Origin of the sequence: Metapseudomonas boanensis (assembly GCF_018704125.1) — a bacterium.
Taxonomy (GTDB): Bacteria; Pseudomonadota; Gammaproteobacteria; order Pseudomonadales; family Pseudomonadaceae; genus Metapseudomonas; species Metapseudomonas boanensis.
The window spans coordinates 269,445-289,384 of the sequence record NZ_JAGTIS010000001.1 but is presented as its reverse complement, the minus strand read 5'-3'; the positions used below and the strand labels follow the sequence as shown (position 1 = coordinate 289,384).

Genomic DNA, 19,940 nt, shown 5'->3' with positions numbered 1-19,940 from the left:
AAACGGCGCGTTGGGCCCGGAGCGGACCGGCACACCCGCATTTGAGCGCCGTCTCGGTGTACGACGTGACCTGTGCCAACACTAGATCGACGCGGAAGGCACATCGATGTCCAATACATTGCCGGGCTTCAGCACCCACCTTGCCAAGTGGATACTCCGAGGCTGGAGAAGGAAAGATAAAAAGCGGGTGGAGCATCGTGACCTATGGGAACACATCGTCCGGGAGGGCGACCGCCATCAACTCAAAATCGTATGGACAGAGCAGCGCGAGAAAATCCGTCAAGCGGCGGAGCTAGCAGCCATCAGTCGGGATGGCGAGCGCTTTTATAGACGGCACCGAGCGTCACCCGACGTTGCCAGCCAGGCGGATGCCACGCTCGATCATGGTCGACGCGACATGGAGGTTTTCGGGGCGCCGCTCACCAAGGGGCGTGCCTTCCCCCAGGAAGACACGCCGAAAGCCTAGCGGCCCAGCAGAGATGGGAGCGCGGACTGCATAGTTCGTGGCGTCTTGACAGGCGAAGAGTGCTTCGACTATCGCGGCGCGGGCGGCCCCGTCGGTGGCATGGATACGACGGATTACGTCTTACGTCGGCTCGTCACGGAACATCAAGCCGTGGAGCGTGCGCTCCAGCAGAGGCCGCGAAGCTTTCGACCTGGACCAGCGGCATGTTGCTGACAAGCGCCAGCTCATCGATCGGCGCCGGTGGTGACAGCAACACCAAGCCGGACAAGAGCAAGTCGATGTCCTTAGCCAATGCACCTTGGTTCGTGCTTGCGCTCGGGCTGCCTCAATACGCTGACGTAATAGCTGATCGAGACGCTAACGGAGCGCTTGCGGCACCTCCTCCACGGTTCCCAGCGCCAGCAAAGATTCAGCCTTTCTCCGCGCAAGCCGATCCCGTCGCCACCATCAGGCAGCGTTGAACGTTCGTCGTAAGCGAACGGGCATCACACCTTGCCGGCGGATACCCAGTTGTGCGGCAGCAGCTCGGCCAGAGCGCTGGCCTTCTGCGTCGGTTGGCGCGTCAGCACATCTTTGAGATAGGCATACGGATCATGTCCGTTCATGCGGGCCGACTGGATCAAGCTCATGATCGCCGCTGCCCGTTTGCCGCTGCGCAGTGACCCGGCGAACAACCAGTTCGAGCGACCAAGGGCCCATGGCCAGATCTGGTTCTCGACCTGGTTATTGTCGATGGGTACCGCACCATCCTCGACATAGCGAGTCAGTGGCAGCCAGCGTTTGAGGCTGTAATCCAAGGCTTTCGCCGTGGCTGATCCGTTGGGCACCAGATCACGCTGGGCCAGCATCCAGTCATGCAGCGCGTCGAGGATCGGTGAAGCCTTTTCCTGCCGTATTCGCCAGCGTTCTTCATCGCTCATGTCGCGCACTTGGCGTTCGACTTCGTACAGCCCAGCGATAGAGTGCAGCGCTTGTTCAGCCAGTTGGCTTTTGTTCGCCGCGTGAAGATCAAAGAACTTGCGCCGGGCGTGGGCCATGCAGCCAATTTCGGTGATGCCTTGCTCGAAGCTGGCCTTGCAGCCAGCGAAGTCGTCGCAGACAAGCTTGCCATTCCACTGACCAAGAAAGTTGCGCGCATGCTCGCCGGCACGGCTGGGGCTGAAGTCGTACACCACGGCCTTGAGTACCGAAAACGGCGTGGTGCTGTAGGCCCAGACGTAAGCCCGATGGGTTTTCTTCTCGCCCGGCGCGAGCATTTGCACCGGGGTTTCATCGGCGTGGATCACGCGTTGGGCCAACACGGCTTCGCGCAGGGCATCGACCAGCGGCTGGAGCTGCACGCCGGTTTGCCCGACCCACTGCGCCAACGTCGAGCGGGCGATGGCCAGGCCGGCACGGCCAAAGTTTTTCTCTTGTCGGTACAGCGGCAGGTGGTCGGCGAATTTGGTCACCATCACGTGAGCCAGGAGGCCGGCGGTGGGGATGCCCTTATCGATCACCTGGGCCGGCACTGGTGCCTGGATCAGTGTTTCGCACTGGCGGCAGGCCCATTTCCCACACACGTGCTGTTCGACAGTGAACACGCCCGGCGTGTAATCAAACTTTTCGCTGACGTCTTCGCCGATGCGTTGCAGCTGGCAGCCGCAGGCGCACTGGGTGTTCTCCGGCTCGTGACGGATCACGGTGCGCGGAAACTGCGGTGGCAGCGGTGTGCGCTTGGGCTGTTGGCGTGGTTCGGCTGGGGCAACCGGGGGATTGACGGCTTTCAACTCCGCCTCGATGGCGGCGATGTCGGTGTCGAGCAGGTCATCAAGCAGTCTGCCCTGGTCAGGGCTCAGTTGCTCGCTGCGCTTGGCGAACTTGTGCCGTTTGAGCAACGCGATTTCGTGGGCGAGTTGTTCGTTGACCGTTTCGATGCGCTGGATCTTCTTGCCCATCGTGTCGACTTGCGACAGCAACTGCGCGGCCAGAGCGCGCAGCTGGTCAGGTGTCAGTTGGTCGAGATTGGGCGGGGAAGTCATGCCGCTGATTGTGCCAGAGCAGGCGGTCAGCGGAGATAAACCGATGGGCTAATGGCAGGTGCTACAGCACTGTGATCGCGCCGGCTGCACCGACCCGCTGCCAGGGCAACCCCAGTACCAAAGCCTGAAGTTGCTCGGTGTCGAGTTCGACTTCCGAGCCGTGCCGGATGCCTGGCCAGTGAAACTTGCCCTGGTTCAATCGCCGCTCGGCCAGCCAGATACCCACGCCGTCATGCACCAGGACTTTCATGCGGTTGGCGCGGCGATTGGCGAAGAGATAGGCGCAGTGCGGCTTCGCCGCGCCGAACACCGCGATCACGCGGGCCAGCGCGGTTTCAGTGCCGGCACGCATGTCCATCGGCTCGATAGCGAGCCAGATGGTATCGATGCGGATCACTGGGCGAGCCCACGGACAAAGCGGGCGCAGCCTTCAGGATCGGAGGCGGGCCATTTCACCGTGATCGATTGCTCGCCAAGCGGCAGCTCAATAATTGCCGATGCTTCAACCGGCCGTTTAGGCGTGGCCCTCAATGGAACGAACGCTGGCAACACCGCTGGTGGCTGATCTCGGTAAAGCGGTAGCCACTTGCGAATGACGTTGGCGTAGATGCCGTGGCTGATGGCAACGCTGGAGACAGTCGCACCGGGTTGCAGGCACTCCTGAACAACCTGGGCCTTGAACGATTTGGGGTAAGAGCTTCGTTGGCGCATGGCAATCCCGGCGATAAGGGCTATCGCGTCCGCTTAAAAATACGCGGACACCATCGCCCTTAATGCTGGAGTTCGGAAGGTGACTTGGCTGGACGCTTACCGTTCGTCACGGTCAGTCCCTCTCAGGTCGCGCTCCGGTCGGCGATTTCCAGTCCGGGATCAACCAAGCGGGCGGACAACTCGCCCAGGGCCTCCAGCCGCCAGCAGCGCTTTACAGCCGCCACGCGGCTCAAACCGGCGTCGCTGGCTACTGTGCCGACGAGCAGATACCCGATGGAGGTAACGCCATAACCATAGCCTGGGGTAACGCGGCACTCCGAGCAGGCACGGCCGGCTGCGCCAGCAGATCCAGCGGCAACGCCTGGATCTGCTCGGTGGTGGGGAGGAGATCGTTCCAGTTGGCCTTGATCAGTGCTTCCCCTCCTGTTCGGCGTGTTCGCACAGCTCAAAGCCGGCGATCTGTATCAAGCCGGCGAGCGCCTTGACGGCATGGTGCAGGCCGTTGACTTGCTGGGCGCTCAGGTGGTGTTCCACCCCATCACAACCGAGCAGGTCGGCGATGGTGTTGAGGGCACAGCCGGCGACAACCATGCGATTGCCGTGCTGACCGGCAATACGGGCAAGCTTACTCATTGCTCACCTCCTATAGCGTCCAACTGCCGCTGGAGATCCTTGGTCATACCGTCCAGGCCTTCCGCCCAATCATTAGCAGATTGCCAGCTGCGGGCGGCCAAGCGGTGAGCGGGTGTGTCCGCAATGACCTCCATCCGAATGGCCTTCAGTAGCGCAGCGAGCATGGCGACCTGCTCAGGGCTGGCGCGGACCAGCTCGAGGACATCATTGGCGCTGGAGGTCGCCGGGCGAGGCGCGTTCATTGCACGCCCCCTGCAGCTTGCTGAAAAGGCGGCTCCTGGGGCGCGGGCATGGGCCATAGCGGCGTTGTAGCGGGCCAGGCGGACGGACAGGGAGGAGATGCCGCGCAGGATAGCGAGGGCACGAGCCCTCCAGGCGGAGGCGTGTGCAGACGGATTGCCAGTGGTCATGGGTGACGCTCCAACTTGAAAAATGGAGCTGCCACGAATCGTCGCCAAACGATTAGGGGAGGCAGCTGTGCGCGGGTTGGCGAACCGGGCAAGTTGGCACCCGGCAGACCTTTCGGTCTCCCACGCACAGCCACCATGACACTGCATTGCAGGCACAAAAAAAGCGCCAGCAATGGTCTTGGGGCGCCTGAGCGCCAACTTGATATTCGAGTCGCCAAACCCGGTCACGGGATTGACCGTGACAGGCGAACCATAGCTCCAGCGGGAGGGGAGCGCAAGGGCCATCAGCGCTACCCTGCCGGAGCTTCGTGGGTGTGCAGATGCGCGGCGTAGATTTACTGGATCAGTGCTTCACGGCCCAGTCCCAGAGGCTGCAGAATGGTCGCGAGGACCGTGCACACTACCAGCGCGACCACCTCTGCTGGATGGCCAGTGCGGCTGGCCTAGCCGAGGATCTGTGGCAGCAGAGTGGCGAGGATGAACGGCTCGTGATCCTCGACTCGGTGGCTGCGCCCTCTAGATCGGACAGGGGCGTCCCAGGCAGTACAGCGCCACGTCGTGATGGGCTCGGCCGCTTTCGTCCTGCTGGGTGAGGCGCTGCGCCGTGATCAGGTGTCCGGTCTCGCGTAGACCCTCGACCCGGGCAGCGGGCAGCGGGCAGCGGGCAGCGGGCAGCGGGCAGCGGGCATCGTGATGTCCAGTTCACGCGGGGCGGCGATTGTGTTCACCGAACCGATGTGCAGGCGAAACGGTGGCAGTTGCACGGAAAATGAAGCAACAATCTTCGCGTAGCGACTTTTTGACCATAAATTGAGTTTCTGAGTTCTACGCTTTCGTACTCACCATTTCCCAGATACTTTAACGATTATTTTCTTGCAATTTCAATTTTCACCAGAATCAGTAGAGCGCGTAGCGCTAATGACGATTTTTCGCTCAAAACACAGTATCCAGATGAAAATCACAACATATTGATTTTATTGTAAAAAACAAAAAACAAGCAAAACACCAACCCAAGCAGGCTACACAGCCAACAAGTCCCTGTGTCAAGCATGATGACTTAGCGACTTAATTTCTGAGGGTTGTCCGATTAGGTAATTTTCACCGCGGCACCTTGCCTTTCTTTTCAGACCTCCTCATCTAATAATATAAATATTTATTAAATATAAAATATATATACATAAGAATAAGGAAAGGTAGAAGGACAATACTCCACCCTGCGGGAGCCCCGCCCCCTTCCTGCCGGCTCCTTACGGCCGCCCCCCCCTGCACAAGACTTCATGCGTCGGGTTCAGCAAATACCAGGACGTTAAGCACCCCAGGGGCACAGCGTCGTCTGCACGCTAGCCAACGGAGCTGATGTCAGGCAGCACGACTGGCTGCCGCACGGCGAGGGAACGTGGTCAATACCGATGCGGGTTACCTGTGGGCGAAAAGCGCATCCAGCGGGCAGGGCATGAGTGATCAGGCAGATCGCATCGCGCCGTGACACTGAGCAGGCGCCAGTTCAGCTATATGAAGGTGCGCTTCCTAACCTGCGCTAAGCATGCTGCGCGTTGGGGATGCTGCCGCCCTACCAATCGCAGAGGGCTCGCTGACCTATGCCGGCTGGCACAGGGTGGGTAATCCTATGAATCCCCAAGCAGAATCCACTAACAAAGCAGAACATGAAGCTCTAGCTTCGTCACCTGCTGTGAGGGCCACTATCTCGAAGGGGCTGGGCTGCCTGGCGGGAAATTTGGGACGAATTCAGGCCTAGTTTTCGAAGAGGGATTTGTCCCGTTCATAGTTCACACTCAAGGACAAGGAGTGCCTGTACCCTCTTCTGTCCCGAGGAATTGGCGCACTGGCAAACAATGGTTTGCACTTCTGATCGACATGCCTACTTCCAAGCACAGCTTGATCCGGGCGTGCAGGTCCGCGTCTAAGGGACGGCCTTTTCATTTACCTGCAGCCTTTTCCCTCTTGATCCCTTGAAGCCCACGCAACGCCCCGCTGCGTCATGCGTGCCCCGGCTAATCGCTGGCGCCGGCCGCCCGACTGGCCGCCAACGCACGGTAAACAGTGGCCTGGCCAACACCTACCTGCTGGGCAATCCTGGCTTTGGGCACACCTTCGCGCGCTAAGCTGACAATGGCGGCCCGCTTGTCCTCATGGATGGGCTTGCGCCCCTTGTACTTGCCAGCCTTCTTCGCTTTGGCAATCCCCTCGCGCTGCCGCTCGAGCATCATGGTTCGCTCCCACTCGGCCACACCGCCCAATACGGTCAAAATCAGCTTGCCGGTGGGTGTGCTGGTATCCAGGCCCAGATTGAGGATCCGCACCTCAACCAACTTCAGCTCCAGTCGGCGCAGTATCTGGAGCAAGTCCCCGATCGAACGGGCCAACCGGTCAAGCTTGGTGACAACGAAGGTGTCCCCCTCGCGGGAAAACTCAATCGCCGCATCTAACTGGGCACGATGAGCAACGGATGACACCTGCTCCTTGAATATTTTTTCACAACCGCATAGTTCCAGTTCACGCAGCTGGGCCTCAAAACCAGCCTCTTGCTCAATGGTTGAGGTGCGGGCATAACCAATATCCATCGTTCTTCTCCCATATACGTTCTAGATGCTGTGACAGCCCACCTCTCAAAAAGCAAAACCTACTTATATGGGAGGTTTAGGCCGGGACTTTCCTGCATTCACATGAGCCAGCCCTATTGGGAGACCACCTAAAACCTCCCAACCTGGATTACTGAAAACCCAAAGACAAATACAGACATATAAATCCGTATACAGATATATAACAACACACCAAACCAATCACTAAATCAGCAAGATTATTTTTGAATATCCGCAGCGATGCCCCAATAAAATTCCTACAAAAAATTAATCCACCCCGCCCACACCTTTTTTAAAAACACACTCCCACACAACTCAAGCCAGAGCTCCTCGCCATATTTCCCACTCAATAAAAACCGTCGGTACTCAGTACAAAATCACTGGGAAGGACCAATCCATCCTGAGGCATCTACATAACCAACACACAACTCACCTCTCCCCGAGCGATATATTTCTGAATAATCAAATCTACCTAACAATCACATTGCCTTAGGTCACCTACGCTTTCTAAAACTCAACCTCCCAAAATAATTTTCCTGCGAGAAACTACGCCCAAGAGAATGGCCGAACGCGTCCTAAGCCTCTTAGTCGGTTGTTGAGCTATGCAGTTGTTTGAAGCAACCGCCGAACTGTTGGGCGAGTCAGCGCGGTTTTCCCGCCACCTCTCAGGGCGTCAAATGGGAAAAACCTGGGATTCAACAGGATTCGGGCGCACCTCGCCCGCGCGATCGCGGCCAACCTGTTCGACCAGCGTGCTCCGCTCCGTCTGCCGCTACGCCACGTCGGCTGACTGCGTGGTGGGAGAGTGACCGAATGGATCGACTGCCTGGAGCTGTTACCCCGCCGGATCCAGCGCCTGCGAATCCAGCTTGAAGGCTTACTCCAACCGCACCCCATCTGCCATGTCAGGCGCCTGACCAATCTGCACTGGCACTCCTTCTAAGACGCTCGACAAGCGTCGCCTGGTCGCGACAGTCAGAGCCTTTGAGATCAGCGGCTGGTGGTGGTGAGTTCCCGTGCATAACAGGGTCTTGGAGGGCGTGAGCAAGCGCATCAAGGAGAGCTACCCATAGCCTATTTCTCCGGAAATGCGCGAAAAAAAAAATCTAAAAATTTTAGCCATCCCCCCCTGACGGCTGTGGATAACCGCATCAAAGCGATCAAGCACAGGGCTTACGGGTTATGGGGCTCCGACCACTCTTGCTTGGAATTCCGAGCAACATTCCCCGGGAAAGCGCGATGAATCCAGGCCTTCTGTCGGCAGATCTGCAGATGTGTGTTCATACTCGAAGCAGGCAGTAGACGCACGTAGCCATAACCGAAAGGAGTTAAGTACATGGGGATCAAGGACGGCACCTCTGCAAAACCGGCCTGGACTACTGACGAAATCGCATACAAGGTCATCGAGACCGACACCCCCGGCTACGCCCGCATGACGAGCGAGGCTAGCGGCCGAGGCCAGCAGTTCAGCCAATCCACCGTTATCTACGACTCCTTGGCCTTGGCGTACAGCCAGATGACGCCGGGGAGTCTGCTGGTGGTATCGCTGCCAAATCGCCCGACCGCCAGCAATCTCCGCAAGACCATCGAGACTCGCGGTCTCCAGGAAGAAGACTACCGCTTGTTTCGCCCTACGTTCGACGAGCATGGCCGTCGCTACCCCCGGAACAAGCGCCCCCTGGTCTTGCAACGGATTACGGCCAAACAAATGCGCACTGTTCAGCCATTCACTGCTCTTGCTGAACATGTGGCTAAGGAGGCCGAGCAACGCGGTACCACTTACAACTTTGCACAACCTGAAAACCCAGTAAGCCCTTAGCCTGCTTAGCAGTCCTGGGAAAAAATCCAGAAACTCATTAACCTACGAAGCGAAGGCTGAATACAAGAAATAAAGCCCCGCAACTCGAGTTCCACCTCAGCTCATCGGGGGCTTCAGCCCCAACCCTCTCAACTACACAAACTTCAAATCACAGGGATTTTCTGCGCGCTCGATAAATATAAATAACAACAACTCCAAACATGCACTCCAAACGCCACCAAGGGACGCCAGGCATATACGCTCCGCATGCCAGAAACTTCTTCGCGACCTAATTGTACCTCACCAATTTCGCTGACCACATAGACAACGCCGTATTCGACCGGCTCGTCAATTACTCCTCGGTTTTCGACCGAAAGGAATCAACCGGGCAAGAGAACGCCTTCCTCTGGAGTTATTTACGAGACACACCGAAGTCATAAAGTCGACAAGGGGATAATATGTATCACTACATTCAGCGCTCTGAGAAAGATGCGTGGACTGTTCTGTCGTTCAAATCCGGGGATAACCCAGTGGAAATGGCAAAGGCCAGTGGCGCAAAGAAACTCACGATCCTGGCAGTGGACCAGATAGTCTCCGACGGCACCGATCCCGAGGTGCCGCGTAACCGCGACAAGCTGGCCTACCGGGGGCCGCTGTACTTCGACATCGACTGCAAGGACAACCTGCCGCTGGCCATCGCCAGCGGCAAGGAACTGGTCGGCAAGCTGGTCAGGATGGGTGTGCCGAAGTACGTGATCCAGGTCTTCCTGTCCGGCTCCAAGGGCCTGCACGTGCTGGTCCCGGAAAGCCTGTTCACCAGTCGCCGGTTCATGCTGCGCCTGCCGGAAATCTACAAGGAGATGGCCCGCGAGCTGTTCGTCCTCGGCCTCGACTTCGCCGTCTACAGCGGCGGCCGGGGCAACAGTTTCCGCATCGCCAACCTGCAGCGCGCCGACGGCAATTACCGCGTGCCGGTGACCGTCGACGAGCTGGAGGGGCTGGACGAGGCGACCTACCGCGAATGGGTGAAAGGCCCGCGCGCCGCCGAGTTCGATGACCCGCAAGGCCTCGTGGTCCACGAGCTGAAGGCCATGTTTGAAGAGGCCAAGAAGCGCGTCAACGCCAAGCCCAAGGTGGTGATCATCGCCAGCTCGTCGGACATGGAGAAAATCCGCGAGCCGGTGCCGGCCTGCATCCAGGCGTTCTGCGACAACAAGGACGTGAAGGGCGACGCCAGCTTCAACCAGCAGGCCACCCAGCTCGCCACCTACATCGTCCGCGCCGGCGTGCCGCAGACCGTCGCCGACAGCTTGGCCTCACGGCTGGCGAGCAACGGCAAGTCGAGCAAGTTCACCACGCCCAAGGCGCGCCGCGACCACATCGAGGCGCAGGCGCGCTACGTCGAGCACACCCCGAGCTTCAGCTTCGGCTGCAACGCGATCCGCGCCCTGCTGAGCAAGCGCCCCTGTGAAGGCTGCCCCATCGCCAAAGGGAGCAGCAACGCGGACGACAACGACCTCGACTTGAAGGCCGAGGCGCTGGCCGACGGCTACTACATACGGTCGGGTGAGGCCAAGCGGCGCCTGACCAACTTCCTGCTGCAGCCGCAGGACGTGTTTATCGACGTGCCACAGGACGGCTCCAGTCCGCGCCGCGTGGCCACCCGCATGGCGGTAATAAAGGGCGGCGTCGAGCTGGGCACGATATTGTTCAAGGAAGACTCCTTCCTCAGCCGCAACGCCTTTAGCCGTGAATTCAGCGGCATGGACGTGACCTTCCAAGGCACCGACTTAGACGTACAGCGAATCATGACCGCTATTTTTAACCAGGAGGATCAGGTCGTGGGCGAGGTTTACCGAGTGCACACCTGCGGGATACACCTCGATTTCGTAGACGACATCCCGCTGTTCACCTACGTCGAGCCGGACATGAGCGTGAACAGCGTCAAGGTGCGCGGCACCCACCAGTTCTTCGGCACCCTGCAGGCCCGTCCGTACTTCGCGCACTGCACCATGGCCGAGAAGGGTGACCTGGAGGTGGATCACGCCATGGCCAACCTCCTACGGATCAACAGCAAGTACGAGGTCGGGTTGATGATCGGCTGGTGTGTCGCAGCGCACTTCCGCACCCATCTGATGCACCTCTTCAGCCAGTTCCCGGTGCTCTCGCTGTGGGGCAGCGCCGGCTCCGGGAAGAGCATGACCGCCGGCCTGATCACCTGGCTGAACGGCACCGACTACATGCAGCAGGACCACGGGGTCAGCGCGCCGTCTACCTCACACTACGGCATGCTCGAGTACCTCGCCGGCACCACGACCGTGCCGCGCATCGTCGAGGAATACAACAAGTCGAAGATGACCGCCGCCAAGTACGCCGAGGTGGGCGAGCGGATCAAGGCGACCTGGAACGGCGAGGCTACGCTGAAGGGACGACCGAACGCGCGCAGCCTAAACCGCTTCGGCGCCGAGGCGGTAGCAATCCCAGCGTCGGCCCCATGCATCGTGATCTCCGAGCAGGAAATCGAGATTCCCGCGATCCAGGAACGCGCCGTCCGTGTCCACCTTACCAAGAAGAAGCGCGGCCCATATCGCGACGAGTTCAATGACGCGAAGAAGCACCGCATGCAGCTGCGCCGCCTGGGCAAGGCGCTTATGGTCCGCGCCTTGACCACCTCGATCGACGAGATTGAGCAGCTGATGGACAAAGCGTCGGAAATGGTCACCGAGCTGATGGATGACCGCCCGCGCCACTCACTGCAGGTCTGCCTGGTCGGCTTGTGGAAGCTCCAGGAAATCTGTTTTCAGTTGCACCTGGAAAAGACGCTAGAGGCCCTCAAGCCGGTGATCAAGGCGGTGACCGAGTGTTTTGCCAATGACCGCGACAGCTCCGTACAAAGTGAGACTGATCTGGTCTTGCAAAAGCTCATGGTGATCATCGCTGTTTCGCGTAGCAGCGAGGCAGCCACGGTGGGCCAAGTTTACCTGCACGCCGGTCTGCACTACGCGGTGACTTCCGAGTATTTGATCCTCGACCCAGTATTGGCGCACGCCAAATACATCCACTTCTGCAACGCCGAGCAGCGCTGCGTACCGGTGATCGACAGCGACACGCAGTTCGTCAAATTGATCCAGGAGGAACCCTACTTTGTTAAGTACGAGCCATATGCCGGCATGGCCGACGGACGACCAATGCTCTTCCTGTCGCTGAAGGAACTGAAGGAAAAGGACGTGGACATCGACAAGCTGGGTTGCGGGAGCGCTGTATGAATACCATTTTTCTGCTGATGGCCCAGTACAACGGGCTGGCAATCATCCCACTTGAGAAGGTCTGCGCCGACTATTTCAGCCACCTGACGCCGGAGAAGATGAAGCTCAAGATCGCCTCAGGCCAGATTGACCTCACTCTGGTGCCGATCGAGAGCAGCCAGAAATCGGCGCGGGGGGTCCATCTTAACGACCTGGCTGCGTACCTCGACGCCCAGCACAGCAAAGCTAAAGCCGAACACAATAAGTTGATGGGGCGCGGCGTAAGCCGCGCCTCCTAACCCGACATAGCCCCTACTACTGGGCCGCTTACTGCCCTTTCCAGCCATGGCCAATCCTTGTAAGGATCACAGGGATCACCATTCCCCCGCAGGTGCGTATAGCGCCGCATCGAGTTCCAATCCCGATGTCCCGACACGCTGGCCACCTTGGGAATATCCCACCCCATCTCAAATAGCCGACTAACACCCTCATGGCGCAAATCGTGAAAATGCAGGTCGCCTATCTCCAGGAAGCTGCAGGCACGCGTAAACGATGCCGACACGGACCGACAGTTATAGGGGAACACCTCCGCGGCAATGCGGGGCATTGACTGGATCAGTCGCCACGCTTCATCTGGAACCAGGCACCACACATCATTCCCGTACTTCTGGCCCGGATTCTTCATGTCGGTGATCAACACGCGCTGCCCTACCTCATCCACGGCATCCCAGCGAATACGTGTTATCTCCTCTTGGCGGCGCGTCGAAAACAGCGCAAACAAAATCACCCGCACCATATCAATCTGCTGCTTGCGGCGTTCGCGCATTTCGGAAAAGTAGGTCAGTAACCTGTCCAACTCGGCAAGCGTTGGCCGGCGGCTCCTCTCTCTACTCTTAGTCACAGCCCCCATGTTGCGCAGCACACGACGCGCATCAGGCATGGCCATCGGGTCAATGTCGAACCCCCATGCCGGTCTTACGACGGACAATACGGCCCCTAAATGGGCCAGGTCATTCCCGAGCGTTTGCGCCTGAATGCCGTCCTCCTGCATTCGTCGATTGCCGTACTCGACCAGCTGCTGGCTAGTGATTTGCGTGTCTTCAAGCTCGCCAAGCCATGTTTCACTAATCGCCTTGAGCGTTGCACGCTTGGTCTTACCCAGCGGCCTGATCTTTTCGTACTCATCAAGGTAGCGCTCGATCATTTCTTTGACCGTCACGCCCTTACGATTGGCCTTTGCAATAGCACCGGGCTCAGCCAACTCCGTTTCTCGCCGCTTGATCCAGGCCTGCGCAGTGGCCTTCCGATCGAACGTCTGGCTTTCCTGATAAACTGTAGCGCCCTGACGCATGATCCTGATCTGCGCGGTATACCGTGCAGAGCCGTCCTTGCGCTTGCGGAGAGTGATAGTTCCCATGGATTTGCTACACGCCCGATTCGATTTGCTACATTGTAGCAACCCATGGTCAAAAACAAGCGAAAACGAGCGTAAACGGAAGCAAATGAACACAGCAGAAACCCTCATAAATCAAGCCACAAGGCCCGAAACATCAAGGCCAGCGGTAAACAGGAGGTTTTCTGTTGCACCCATGATGGATTGGACTGACCGCCACTGTCGATTTTTCCTGCGCCAGCTCTCCAGTCACGCGCTGCTTTATACCGAGATGGTCACGACCGGTGCGCTGCTGCATGGCGATCGGGCGCGCTTTCTGCGGCATGACGAAAGCGAGCACCCGCTTGCCCTGCAGTTGGGCGGCAGCGTGCCAGCAGACTTGGCGGCGTGCGCACGGATGGCCCAGGAAGCTGGCTACGATGAAGTCAACCTGAACGTCGGCTGCCCCAGCGACCGGGTGCAGAACAACATGATCGGCGCCTGCCTGATGGGCCACCCGAGGCTGGTGGCCGATTGCGTGAAAGCCATGCTGGATGCCGTGGAGATTCCGGTAACGGTCAAGCATCGAATCGGCATCAACGGCCGTGACAGCTACGCAGAGCTCTGCGATTTTGTGGGCCAGGTACGCGAGACCGGTTGCCGGAGTTTCACCGTGCATGCGCGCATCGCCATTCTCGAAGGGCTTTCGCCCAAGGAAAACCGCGAAATCCCCCCCCTGCGCTATGACGTCGCGGCCCAGCTAAAACGGGATTTCCCGGACCTGGAGGTCATCCTCAATGGCGGGATCAAGACCGTGGCCGAATGCCTGGAGCACCTGCAGACCTTCGATGGCGTGATGCTGGGGCGGGAGGCGTACCACAACCCGTACCTGCTGGCAGAAGTCGATGCTGCGCTGTTCGGCAGCACCATCGCCCAGCCCAGCCGTGCCGAGGCGCTGGCGGCCATGCGCCCGTACATCGAGCGCCACCTGCAGGAAGGCGGGGTAATGCACCACATCACCCGCCATGTCCTGGGCCTGGCCCAGGGTTTCCCTGGCGCCCGGCGTTTCCGTCAACTGCTGTCGGTGGACGTGCACAAAACGAACGCCCCCCTGGCGCTGCTCGATCAAGCAGCGGAGCTACTGCGCGGACACTGACTGGTTCGGCCTGCGGGCGGGCAGCCCGCCTTTCGGCATCCCCACCTTCTGTTTGATCGCAGGCTTGTCGTGGCCAAACGATGCGCTTCGTCCTTTCAAGGGAACTTCGTCGCACGGTCTGCGGGTCAGCTCGTGAAGCCTGTAAAAAGGCCTTACGCCCCCGTTGAGCCGCCATAGCGGCTCGGGTAAGGTCACCCCATCCACCACGACAAGGTTTTGCCATGACCTCCAAGCTGGACCAACTCAAGCAGTACACCACCGTGGTCGCCGATACCGGTGATCTGGACGCCATCGTCCGTCTCAAGCCGGTGGATGCCACGACCAACCCTTCCCTGCTCCTCAAGGCCGCCGCCATGCCACGTTACGCGGAGCTGCTGGACGGCGCCGTCGCAGGCAGCCAGGGCGATCTTGGGCTGGCGTGCGACCGCTTCGGCGTTGCGGTTGGCCAAGAAATACTGAAGGTGATCCCAGGGCGAATCTCCACGGAAGTCGATGCACGTCTGTCATTTGACACCAACGCTACGTTGCGTCGCGCCGAGCGCCTGATCGGCCTCTATGAGCAGGCGGGCATTGGGCGCGAGCGAGTGCTCATCAAGATCGCGTCCACCTGGGAAGGCATCCGCGCAGCTGAACAACTGGAGCGCGCCGGCGTTCAGACCAACCTGACCCTGCTCTTCAATTTCGCTCAGGCGGCAGCCTGCGCCGATGCAGGAGTATTCCTCATTTCCCCGTTCGTCGGTCGCATCTACGACTGGTACAAGAAGGCTGAGGGTCGCGATTTCTGCGGTGCAGACGACCCTGGCGTGCAATCGGTTTCACGCATTTATCGTTACTACAAGGCCAATGGTTACAAGACCGTAGTGATGGGCGCCAGCTTCCGAAATCTGGGGCAGATCGAGGCCTTGGCCGGTTGTGACCGCCTGACCATCAGCCCGGAACTCCTTCAGCAATTGGCGGACGACCAAGCCCCGTTGGATCGCAAGCTCAGCCCTGGCGCACAAGGTGAAGAGCGCCTAGTGCTCGACGAAGCGCATTTCCGCTGGCAGTTGAACGACGACGCTATGGCAACCGAGAAGCTGGCAGAGGGTATCCGCCTGTTCGCCCGGGACCAGGAGAAGCTGGAGGCCCTGCTGGCCGCCCGACGCTAATCACCAACCGCGCACAGCCGTGTGGCTGTGCGCTTCAATCAACGTTTGGTAAATCCGGAATCAGCTACGCTCGAGCGCGCTGACAAGGTCGTGGAAGGCTTCGCGGTTGGACTCGTTGAGCCCCATCAGGATGCGGTGCGCTTCGAGCACCTTGGTACGGACGATCTCTTCGGTCTGGTCCTGCGGCGGCAAGTCTTCCAGGCACTCCGGACATGGCACCGGATTACCGACGATATTGAATACCTGGTCGAAGCCCATGGACTGGAGCAGCCGAGTGATATCGGGGTGAGTGGTCACCACAGTCGGCAACAACCCTACTTTCTGCCGCGAAAGGATGGACAGCTTGGCCAACAGGCCCAGCGTAGTGCTGTCAATGCTCCGGGTCTCCGTGAGGTCGATGACGATCGCCGAGAAGTTCAGCGCCGTGAAGATCTTTTCGATGGTGGAATCCAGGGCCGAACACAAGGTCAGTCGGATTTCTCCGACAAACTTGAGGACGAAGGTACCGTCCATTTCGGCGAACTGAATTTTACCGGTACTCATGCAACGTTCCTGCTCAACACCAGCAAGGCAATATCATCCGGCATCTCGCCCAGGCTGGCCAGCCCAAATACTTTTCGCAAGCCATCCAGACTGCCACCAGCAGCACATACCATGTCCGGCAACGCTGCTTCTTTCTCTTTGAGGGTATCGCCGGGCAAAAGGTCCAGAATACCGTCAGAAAGCAAGGTCAGACTGAAGGACGACGGCAGATCGATGACTTGATCATCATAGCTCGCCTCCTCGAACAGCCCCACCGGCAAGCCCTTGCCAGGCAGATAACTGGCCTTACCTTCACTGAACATCACGGGTAGAGGCAGATGCCCACCAATGCTGTAGGTCAGTTTTCCACTATCTTCGTCGATTACGCCGCCCAACATCGTCACATGCTTGCCCAACTTGCAGTTGATCAGGCCACGGTTGATATGCCCAAGCACCTCGGAAGGCTTGAACTCGGGCAGCGTACCGTTGCGCCGGGACTCATAGAGCAGGCGAGTGGTCATGAACTTGAGCAACACCGTAACGAATGCCGAAGAAGCTCCATGGCCGGAAACGTCGGCCAGGTAGAACGCAACGCGGCGCTCGTCGACGCGAAAATAGTCGACGAAATCCCCGGAGAGATAGAGCGACGGAATGATCTGGTGCGCGAACTTGAGGCCATCGACCTCCCAAGGCGTCACCGGCAGCATGTTCATCTGCACCTGACGCCCCGCGTTCTGGTCTTCCTGCAGCAGATGTAGGCTGGCCTGAAGCTCGCGATTGGCGGTCTCCAGCTTCTCGCGATAGCGACGGTTCTCCAGCCGTAATGCGGCACGGTCAAGCGCGCGACGCACCGAGTGCTCGAGCACAGCCAGATCTTCCAGGGGTTTGATCAGGTAGTCCGCAGCGCCCAGGCGCAAGGCCTCGACGGCATCACTCATGACGCCGGCGCCGGATACCACGATTACCGGGGTTTCAGCTTCCAACTCCGAGATACGGCGGATCAGTTCCAGGCCATCGACTTGGGGCATGCGCAGGTCGCAGATCACTACGTCCGGGCGCTCCCGCTCGAAGTCCTGCAGCCCCTGCAGGCCGTTGCTGGCCTGTCGAACGCTGAACCCACTGTCTTCCAAGTAGGCGGCGAGACTCGCGCGCACTACCTCGTCATCATCAATAATCAGCAGCTTGGCACTGGGATTGTGCATGGAGTATCCAGGCAAACGGCGCCAGGGATGGGTTGACCTAAGCACCCGACCTAAGGCCCGAGTACGATTACGGGGGTTCGCTTCAAGGCGCAGACGGTACTCCCATCCGCTGGGCGATTCAAGCCAGTCAAGCTGGCCAGGCCCCGCCTTTACATCAGAAATCGCCGGAAGTTATAAGAGGCTCATTGAGATTCAGCGATCAGAAAAGAGAATAAGCGTGGAGCTGGATGACCGCCACGAGAGCGAGACGCTCCGTTTCATCAGGATGCAGTCGCTCAACAAGGCCGTTATTGAGCATCGAGGCAGGCAATACCCCACCTCATGCCCAGACCTCTCCAACAACGACCGCGCGGCGCTGCTTCGCCGTCATTCAGATCTGCTGATCCCCGGCAAAGAATGGAAACAAAAAGGCGGCCAAGTAGCCAATGCCAATCAGACAAGGCTTTCGGTCCCTTCTCCCGTTTACTGGGCTGGGCTAAATGCTTAGCTGACTGGCATTAGGCCAAGTGGCCGCCTTTCGTGCATTGGTTATGACTTAGAAGTCGTCCACCACCTCGCCATCCTTGACCTTGAATTCGCGGTTCTGCAGGAAGGCGTTACGAATGAAGATGTACTTGTCACCCGTGATCATCTTCTCTGCAGAAAGCAGGTTGGCGCGCGTATCTACGACGTCCACGGCACGGGTCACGTTACGGGTCGGTACGTGATCAATGTATCTGTACGGCGAAGCGAACGTATCGGGGATCTTGCCACCCGCATCCCGTACGGTGCTTGGACCGAGGAGCGGCAACACGACGTAGGGGCCGCTGGAAACGCCCCAGTAACCGAGGGTCTGACCGAAATCCTCATCATTGCGCTGCAGGCCCATCTTGGTCGCAACATCGAAGAAACCCAGCAGACCGAAGCTGGTGTTGAAGATCAGCCGACTCGTGTCGACTCCCGCAGCGTGGAATTTGGCCTGAAACAGGTCGTTGGCCAGGTTACGCACATCGCCAATGTTGCCGAAGATGTTGTGAACACCGTCCTCCAGAAACTGCGGAGTGACGGCCTGGTATCCCTTGGCAACCGGCTTGAGCGCGTAGATGTCGAGGGTGTCATTGAATCGAAAGATCGCCCGGTTGACGCCTTCCCACGGATCATCTTCGGACGCGCTGACGAACACGGGGAGCAGTGTCAGGCCAAGGCAGGCAACCAGGCGACCAAGGCGATCGACCCACCGAGCACCGTTCAAATACATTGCAGACTCTCCTTGAGAAACGTAGTGTGGCGGCGCGCAACCGCCTGTGCAGGGCGCGCAGTATAAGGCATTCCCCCGCCCAGCCAGCATAGCGGACAGCGTCGATGCAGGAAAAAACGTTACTTCATACTGCCCATATCCCAGTTCGCTGGGGCGATATGGATAGCTACGGCCACGTCAACAACACGCTCTACATCCAGTATCTGGAAGAAGCTCGCGTTGCGTGGTTCGAGAGCCTCGGCATCGCCATGAACAACGTACCCCATGGGCCAGTGGTGCTGCAGACGCTGCACACATACCTCAGGCCAGTGGTACACCCGGCAACGGTAGTGATCCAGCTATACGCCGGTGCCTTGGGGAGAAGCAGCCTGGTCGTCGAGCATCGCCTCGGCACACTCGAGACCCCCGACACACCCTATGGCGAAGGGCATTGCAAACTGGTCTGGATCGATCACGACAGCAACAGACCAATTCCCGTGCCAGATACCCTTCGCCGTCTATTGACGCAAAGCCGCTGACTTCAAGACGTCACATAAGCGTCACTTCTGGCAATTAACCTGTGGCGATATCGTCAGGATGACGTCCCATGCCACGCAACCCACTGCCTCGCTTCAACGCAATCCTCTTTGGTCTCTCTGGCTGCCTGGTCGACTTCGGCGCCCGAACCCTGCCCGTGGCACTCGGCCGACTGCTGCCCAACTGTCCAGCAGGAAGGCTGGCGGAAGCTTGCGCTCTTCCAGCGGACGCAGCGCTTGCTCACGCCCTGGCTGCGCCAGCCACCACTGCGCAGCGAGAGCTCTTCGAGCAGCACCTGCAACAGGCTGCGCTTGAACACTCCGAAACCGTTACAGATCTGGAGCAGTTAGCCGAACCCAAGGCGTTTCAGGGGGTCCCTTGCGCTTGGCTCGACGAGCTGCCGCCGAAGACCTGCGCGAACCTCGCTACCCCCCTACCCGCCTGGCTGCCTGGCAGCAGCCCCGTCGCTGGCCGCCCCTGGCCGGCGCCCGACCAATGCTGGCAAGCATTGAGCAGCCTGGGTGTTGACAGGCTGGCCGGCTGTGTCGTGGTCAGCGCATCCCCCCGCCTGCTGCAGGCAGGCCTGAATGCGGGGCTCTGGACCATCGGACTGGCCACGAGCGGGGTGCTCTGCGGCAAGGCTCCGTCCGACTGGCACGCGCTCGACAGTACAGAGCGCGATCGCCTTCGCGCAGTGGCGACCCTGGAGCTCTACCGACTGGGCGCACATTCAGTGATTGACCACCTCGGTGAGCTCGGGCCATGCCTCGTCGATCTTGCAGTCCGTCGGCAAAAGGGCGAAAAACCGTAAAGCCAACATCTGGACAACGTGTCCCATTTGACCCGTATCAGGCAGGCCAGCCCTGGCTGGATTAATCTGTAGGCATGCGGGACCTTTGGTAA

Annotated in this window: 20 protein-coding genes; 9 read left to right on the top strand and 11 right to left on the bottom strand. The window is 59.2% G+C overall.

Annotated features, from left to right (window positions below):
- Positions 1–106: 106 nt before the first annotated feature.
- On the top strand, positions 107–466 hold the full coding sequence (locus J7302_RS01345; protein ID WP_215369260.1) for a ribonuclease H family protein: 360 nt from the start codon (positions 107–109) through the stop codon (positions 464–466).
- 485 nt (positions 467–951) lie between these two features.
- On the opposite strand, the gene tnpC is transcribed toward J7302_RS01345, so the two are convergent.
- The 7 genes from tnpC to J7302_RS01310 all read right to left on the bottom strand — a co-directional run bounded on the left by tnpC (position 952) and on the right by J7302_RS01310 (position 6,823).
- Positions 952–2,487 carry an IS66 family transposase gene (tnpC, locus tag J7302_RS01340; RefSeq protein WP_215369257.1) on the bottom strand — a complete coding sequence of 512 codons (1,536 nt, stop codon included), beginning with the start codon at positions 2,485–2,487 and terminating at the stop codon, positions 952–954.
- A gap of 61 nt (positions 2,488–2,548) precedes the next feature.
- A complete protein-coding gene (gene tnpB / locus J7302_RS26330; RefSeq protein WP_349814414.1) occupies positions 2,549–2,884 on the bottom strand; it encodes an IS66 family insertion sequence element accessory protein TnpB in 336 nt (111 codons plus the stop codon).
- Complete coding sequence (tnpA, locus tag J7302_RS01330) at positions 2,881–3,198, bottom strand: IS66-like element accessory protein TnpA (RefSeq protein ID WP_215369252.1); 318 nt, start codon at positions 3,196–3,198, stop codon at positions 2,881–2,883. Before tnpA ends, tnpB begins: the two co-directional genes overlap by 4 nt.
- Before the next feature lie 408 nt (positions 3,199–3,606).
- Positions 3,607–3,831, bottom strand: coding sequence for a hypothetical protein (locus J7302_RS01325; protein WP_215369242.1), 225 nt, complete (start codon positions 3,829–3,831; stop codon positions 3,607–3,609).
- Positions 3,828–4,073 carry a hypothetical protein gene (locus J7302_RS01320; RefSeq protein ID WP_215369238.1) on the bottom strand — a complete coding sequence of 82 codons (246 nt, stop codon included), beginning with the start codon at positions 4,071–4,073 and terminating at the stop codon, positions 3,828–3,830. Before J7302_RS01320 ends, J7302_RS01325 begins: the two co-directional genes overlap by 4 nt.
- A gap of 684 nt (positions 4,074–4,757) precedes the next feature.
- A complete protein-coding gene (locus J7302_RS26915) occupies positions 4,758–4,895 on the bottom strand; it encodes a helix-turn-helix domain-containing protein (RefSeq protein WP_349814420.1) in 138 nt (45 codons plus the stop codon).
- 1,358 nt (positions 4,896–6,253) lie between these two features.
- Positions 6,254–6,823: a recombinase family protein gene (locus J7302_RS01310; protein WP_215369236.1), complete on the bottom strand. Its 570-nt coding sequence runs from the start codon at positions 6,821–6,823 to the stop codon at positions 6,254–6,256.
- Positions 6,824–8,177: 1,354 nt separating this feature from the next.
- Between J7302_RS01310 and J7302_RS01305 the strand changes: the two genes are divergently transcribed.
- The 3 genes from J7302_RS01305 to J7302_RS01295 all read left to right on the top strand — a co-directional run bounded on the left by J7302_RS01305 (position 8,178) and on the right by J7302_RS01295 (position 12,183).
- Positions 8,178–8,660 (top strand): hypothetical protein, encoded by a 483-nt coding sequence (locus J7302_RS01305; protein ID WP_215369234.1) that lies wholly within the window; start codon positions 8,178–8,180, stop codon positions 8,658–8,660.
- 509 nt (positions 8,661–9,169) lie between these two features.
- Positions 9,170–11,905: a hypothetical protein gene (locus tag J7302_RS01300; protein ID WP_215369231.1), complete on the top strand. Its 2,736-nt coding sequence runs from the start codon at positions 9,170–9,172 to the stop codon at positions 11,903–11,905.
- Complete coding sequence (locus tag J7302_RS01295; protein ID WP_215369228.1) at positions 11,902–12,183, top strand: pyocin activator PrtN family protein; 282 nt, start codon at positions 11,902–11,904, stop codon at positions 12,181–12,183. Before J7302_RS01300 ends, J7302_RS01295 begins: the two co-directional genes overlap by 4 nt.
- Here J7302_RS01295 and J7302_RS01290 read toward each other — a convergent pair.
- Complete coding sequence (locus tag J7302_RS01290; protein ID WP_215369225.1) at positions 12,180–13,301, bottom strand: tyrosine-type recombinase/integrase; 1,122 nt, start codon at positions 13,299–13,301, stop codon at positions 12,180–12,182. The two genes, J7302_RS01295 and J7302_RS01290, sit on opposite strands and share 4 nt — an antisense overlap.
- Positions 13,302–13,386: 85 nt before the next feature.
- Between J7302_RS01290 and dusA the strand changes: the two genes are divergently transcribed.
- Positions 13,387–14,412: a tRNA dihydrouridine(20/20a) synthase DusA gene (gene dusA, locus J7302_RS01285; RefSeq protein ID WP_215369221.1), complete on the top strand. Its 1,026-nt coding sequence runs from the start codon at positions 13,387–13,389 to the stop codon at positions 14,410–14,412.
- 221 nt (positions 14,413–14,633) lie between these two features.
- Positions 14,634–15,560, top strand: coding sequence for a transaldolase (gene tal / locus J7302_RS01280; RefSeq protein WP_215369217.1), 927 nt, complete (start codon positions 14,634–14,636; stop codon positions 15,558–15,560).
- Between the two features lie 60 nt (positions 15,561–15,620).
- Here tal and rssC read toward each other — a convergent pair whose 3' ends face one another.
- Positions 15,621–16,103, bottom strand: a complete 483-nt coding sequence (gene rssC, locus J7302_RS01275; protein WP_215369215.1) for an anti-sigma factor antagonist RssC — start codon at positions 16,101–16,103, stop codon at positions 15,621–15,623.
- Complete coding sequence (gene rssB, locus J7302_RS01270; protein ID WP_215369213.1) at positions 16,100–17,284, bottom strand: two-component system response regulator RssB; 1,185 nt, start codon at positions 17,282–17,284, stop codon at positions 16,100–16,102. The genes rssC and rssB overlap by 4 nt, the downstream gene beginning before the upstream one ends.
- Positions 17,285–17,501: 217 nt before the next feature.
- On the opposite strand from rssB, the gene J7302_RS01265 reads away from it, so the two are divergent.
- Positions 17,502–17,771, top strand: a complete 270-nt coding sequence (locus J7302_RS01265) for a hypothetical protein (protein ID WP_215369204.1) — start codon at positions 17,502–17,504, stop codon at positions 17,769–17,771.
- Positions 17,772–17,819: 48 nt separating this feature from the next.
- On the opposite strand, the gene J7302_RS01260 is transcribed toward J7302_RS01265, so the two are convergent.
- Entirely contained in the window at positions 17,820–18,521 is a 702-nt protein-coding gene (locus tag J7302_RS01260) for an MlaA family lipoprotein (RefSeq protein ID WP_215369196.1), read from the bottom strand.
- Positions 18,522–18,625: 104 nt separating this feature from the next.
- Here J7302_RS01260 and J7302_RS01255 point away from each other — a divergent pair, with 104 nt between their 5' ends.
- Positions 18,626–19,039 (top strand): acyl-CoA thioesterase, encoded by a 414-nt coding sequence (locus J7302_RS01255; RefSeq protein WP_215369194.1) that lies wholly within the window; start codon positions 18,626–18,628, stop codon positions 19,037–19,039.
- A gap of 68 nt (positions 19,040–19,107) precedes the next feature.
- Positions 19,108–19,848 carry an HAD family phosphatase gene (locus J7302_RS01250; protein WP_215369182.1) on the top strand — a complete coding sequence of 247 codons (741 nt, stop codon included), beginning with the start codon at positions 19,108–19,110 and terminating at the stop codon, positions 19,846–19,848.
- The last annotated feature ends 92 nt before the right edge of the window (positions 19,849–19,940 follow it).

Coding starts and splice junctions, on each gene's coding strand:
- J7302_RS01345 (WP_215369260.1), top strand. CDS start 107: ATGTCCAATACATTGCCGGGCTTCAGCACCCACCTTGCCAAGTGGATA.
- tnpC (WP_215369257.1), bottom strand. CDS start 2,487: ATGACTTCCCCGCCCAATCTCGACCAACTGACACCTGACCAGCTGCGC.
- tnpA (WP_215369252.1), bottom strand. CDS start 3,198: ATGCGCCAACGAAGCTCTTACCCCAAATCGTTCAAGGCCCAGGTTGTT.
- J7302_RS01325 (WP_215369242.1), bottom strand. CDS start 3,831: ATGAGTAAGCTTGCCCGTATTGCCGGTCAGCACGGCAATCGCATGGTT.
- J7302_RS01320 (WP_215369238.1), bottom strand. CDS start 4,073: ATGAACGCGCCTCGCCCGGCGACCTCCAGCGCCAATGATGTCCTCGAG.
- J7302_RS01310 (WP_215369236.1), bottom strand. CDS start 6,823: ATGGATATTGGTTATGCCCGCACCTCAACCATTGAGCAAGAGGCTGGT.
- J7302_RS01305 (WP_215369234.1), top strand. CDS start 8,178: ATGGGGATCAAGGACGGCACCTCTGCAAAACCGGCCTGGACTACTGAC.
- J7302_RS01295 (WP_215369228.1), top strand. CDS start 11,902: ATGAATACCATTTTTCTGCTGATGGCCCAGTACAACGGGCTGGCAATC.
- J7302_RS01290 (WP_215369225.1), bottom strand. CDS start 13,301: ATGGGAACTATCACTCTCCGCAAGCGCAAGGACGGCTCTGCACGGTAT.
- dusA (WP_215369221.1), top strand. CDS start 13,387: ATGAACACAGCAGAAACCCTCATAAATCAAGCCACAAGGCCCGAAACA.
- tal (WP_215369217.1), top strand. CDS start 14,634: ATGACCTCCAAGCTGGACCAACTCAAGCAGTACACCACCGTGGTCGCC.
- rssC (WP_215369215.1), bottom strand. CDS start 16,103: ATGAGTACCGGTAAAATTCAGTTCGCCGAAATGGACGGTACCTTCGTC.
- rssB (WP_215369213.1), bottom strand. CDS start 17,284: ATGCACAATCCCAGTGCCAAGCTGCTGATTATTGATGATGACGAGGTA.
- J7302_RS01260 (WP_215369196.1), bottom strand. CDS start 18,521: ATGTATTTGAACGGTGCTCGGTGGGTCGATCGCCTTGGTCGCCTGGTT.
- J7302_RS01255 (WP_215369194.1), top strand. CDS start 18,626: ATGCAGGAAAAAACGTTACTTCATACTGCCCATATCCCAGTTCGCTGG.
- J7302_RS01250 (WP_215369182.1), top strand. CDS start 19,108: ATGCCACGCAACCCACTGCCTCGCTTCAACGCAATCCTCTTTGGTCTC.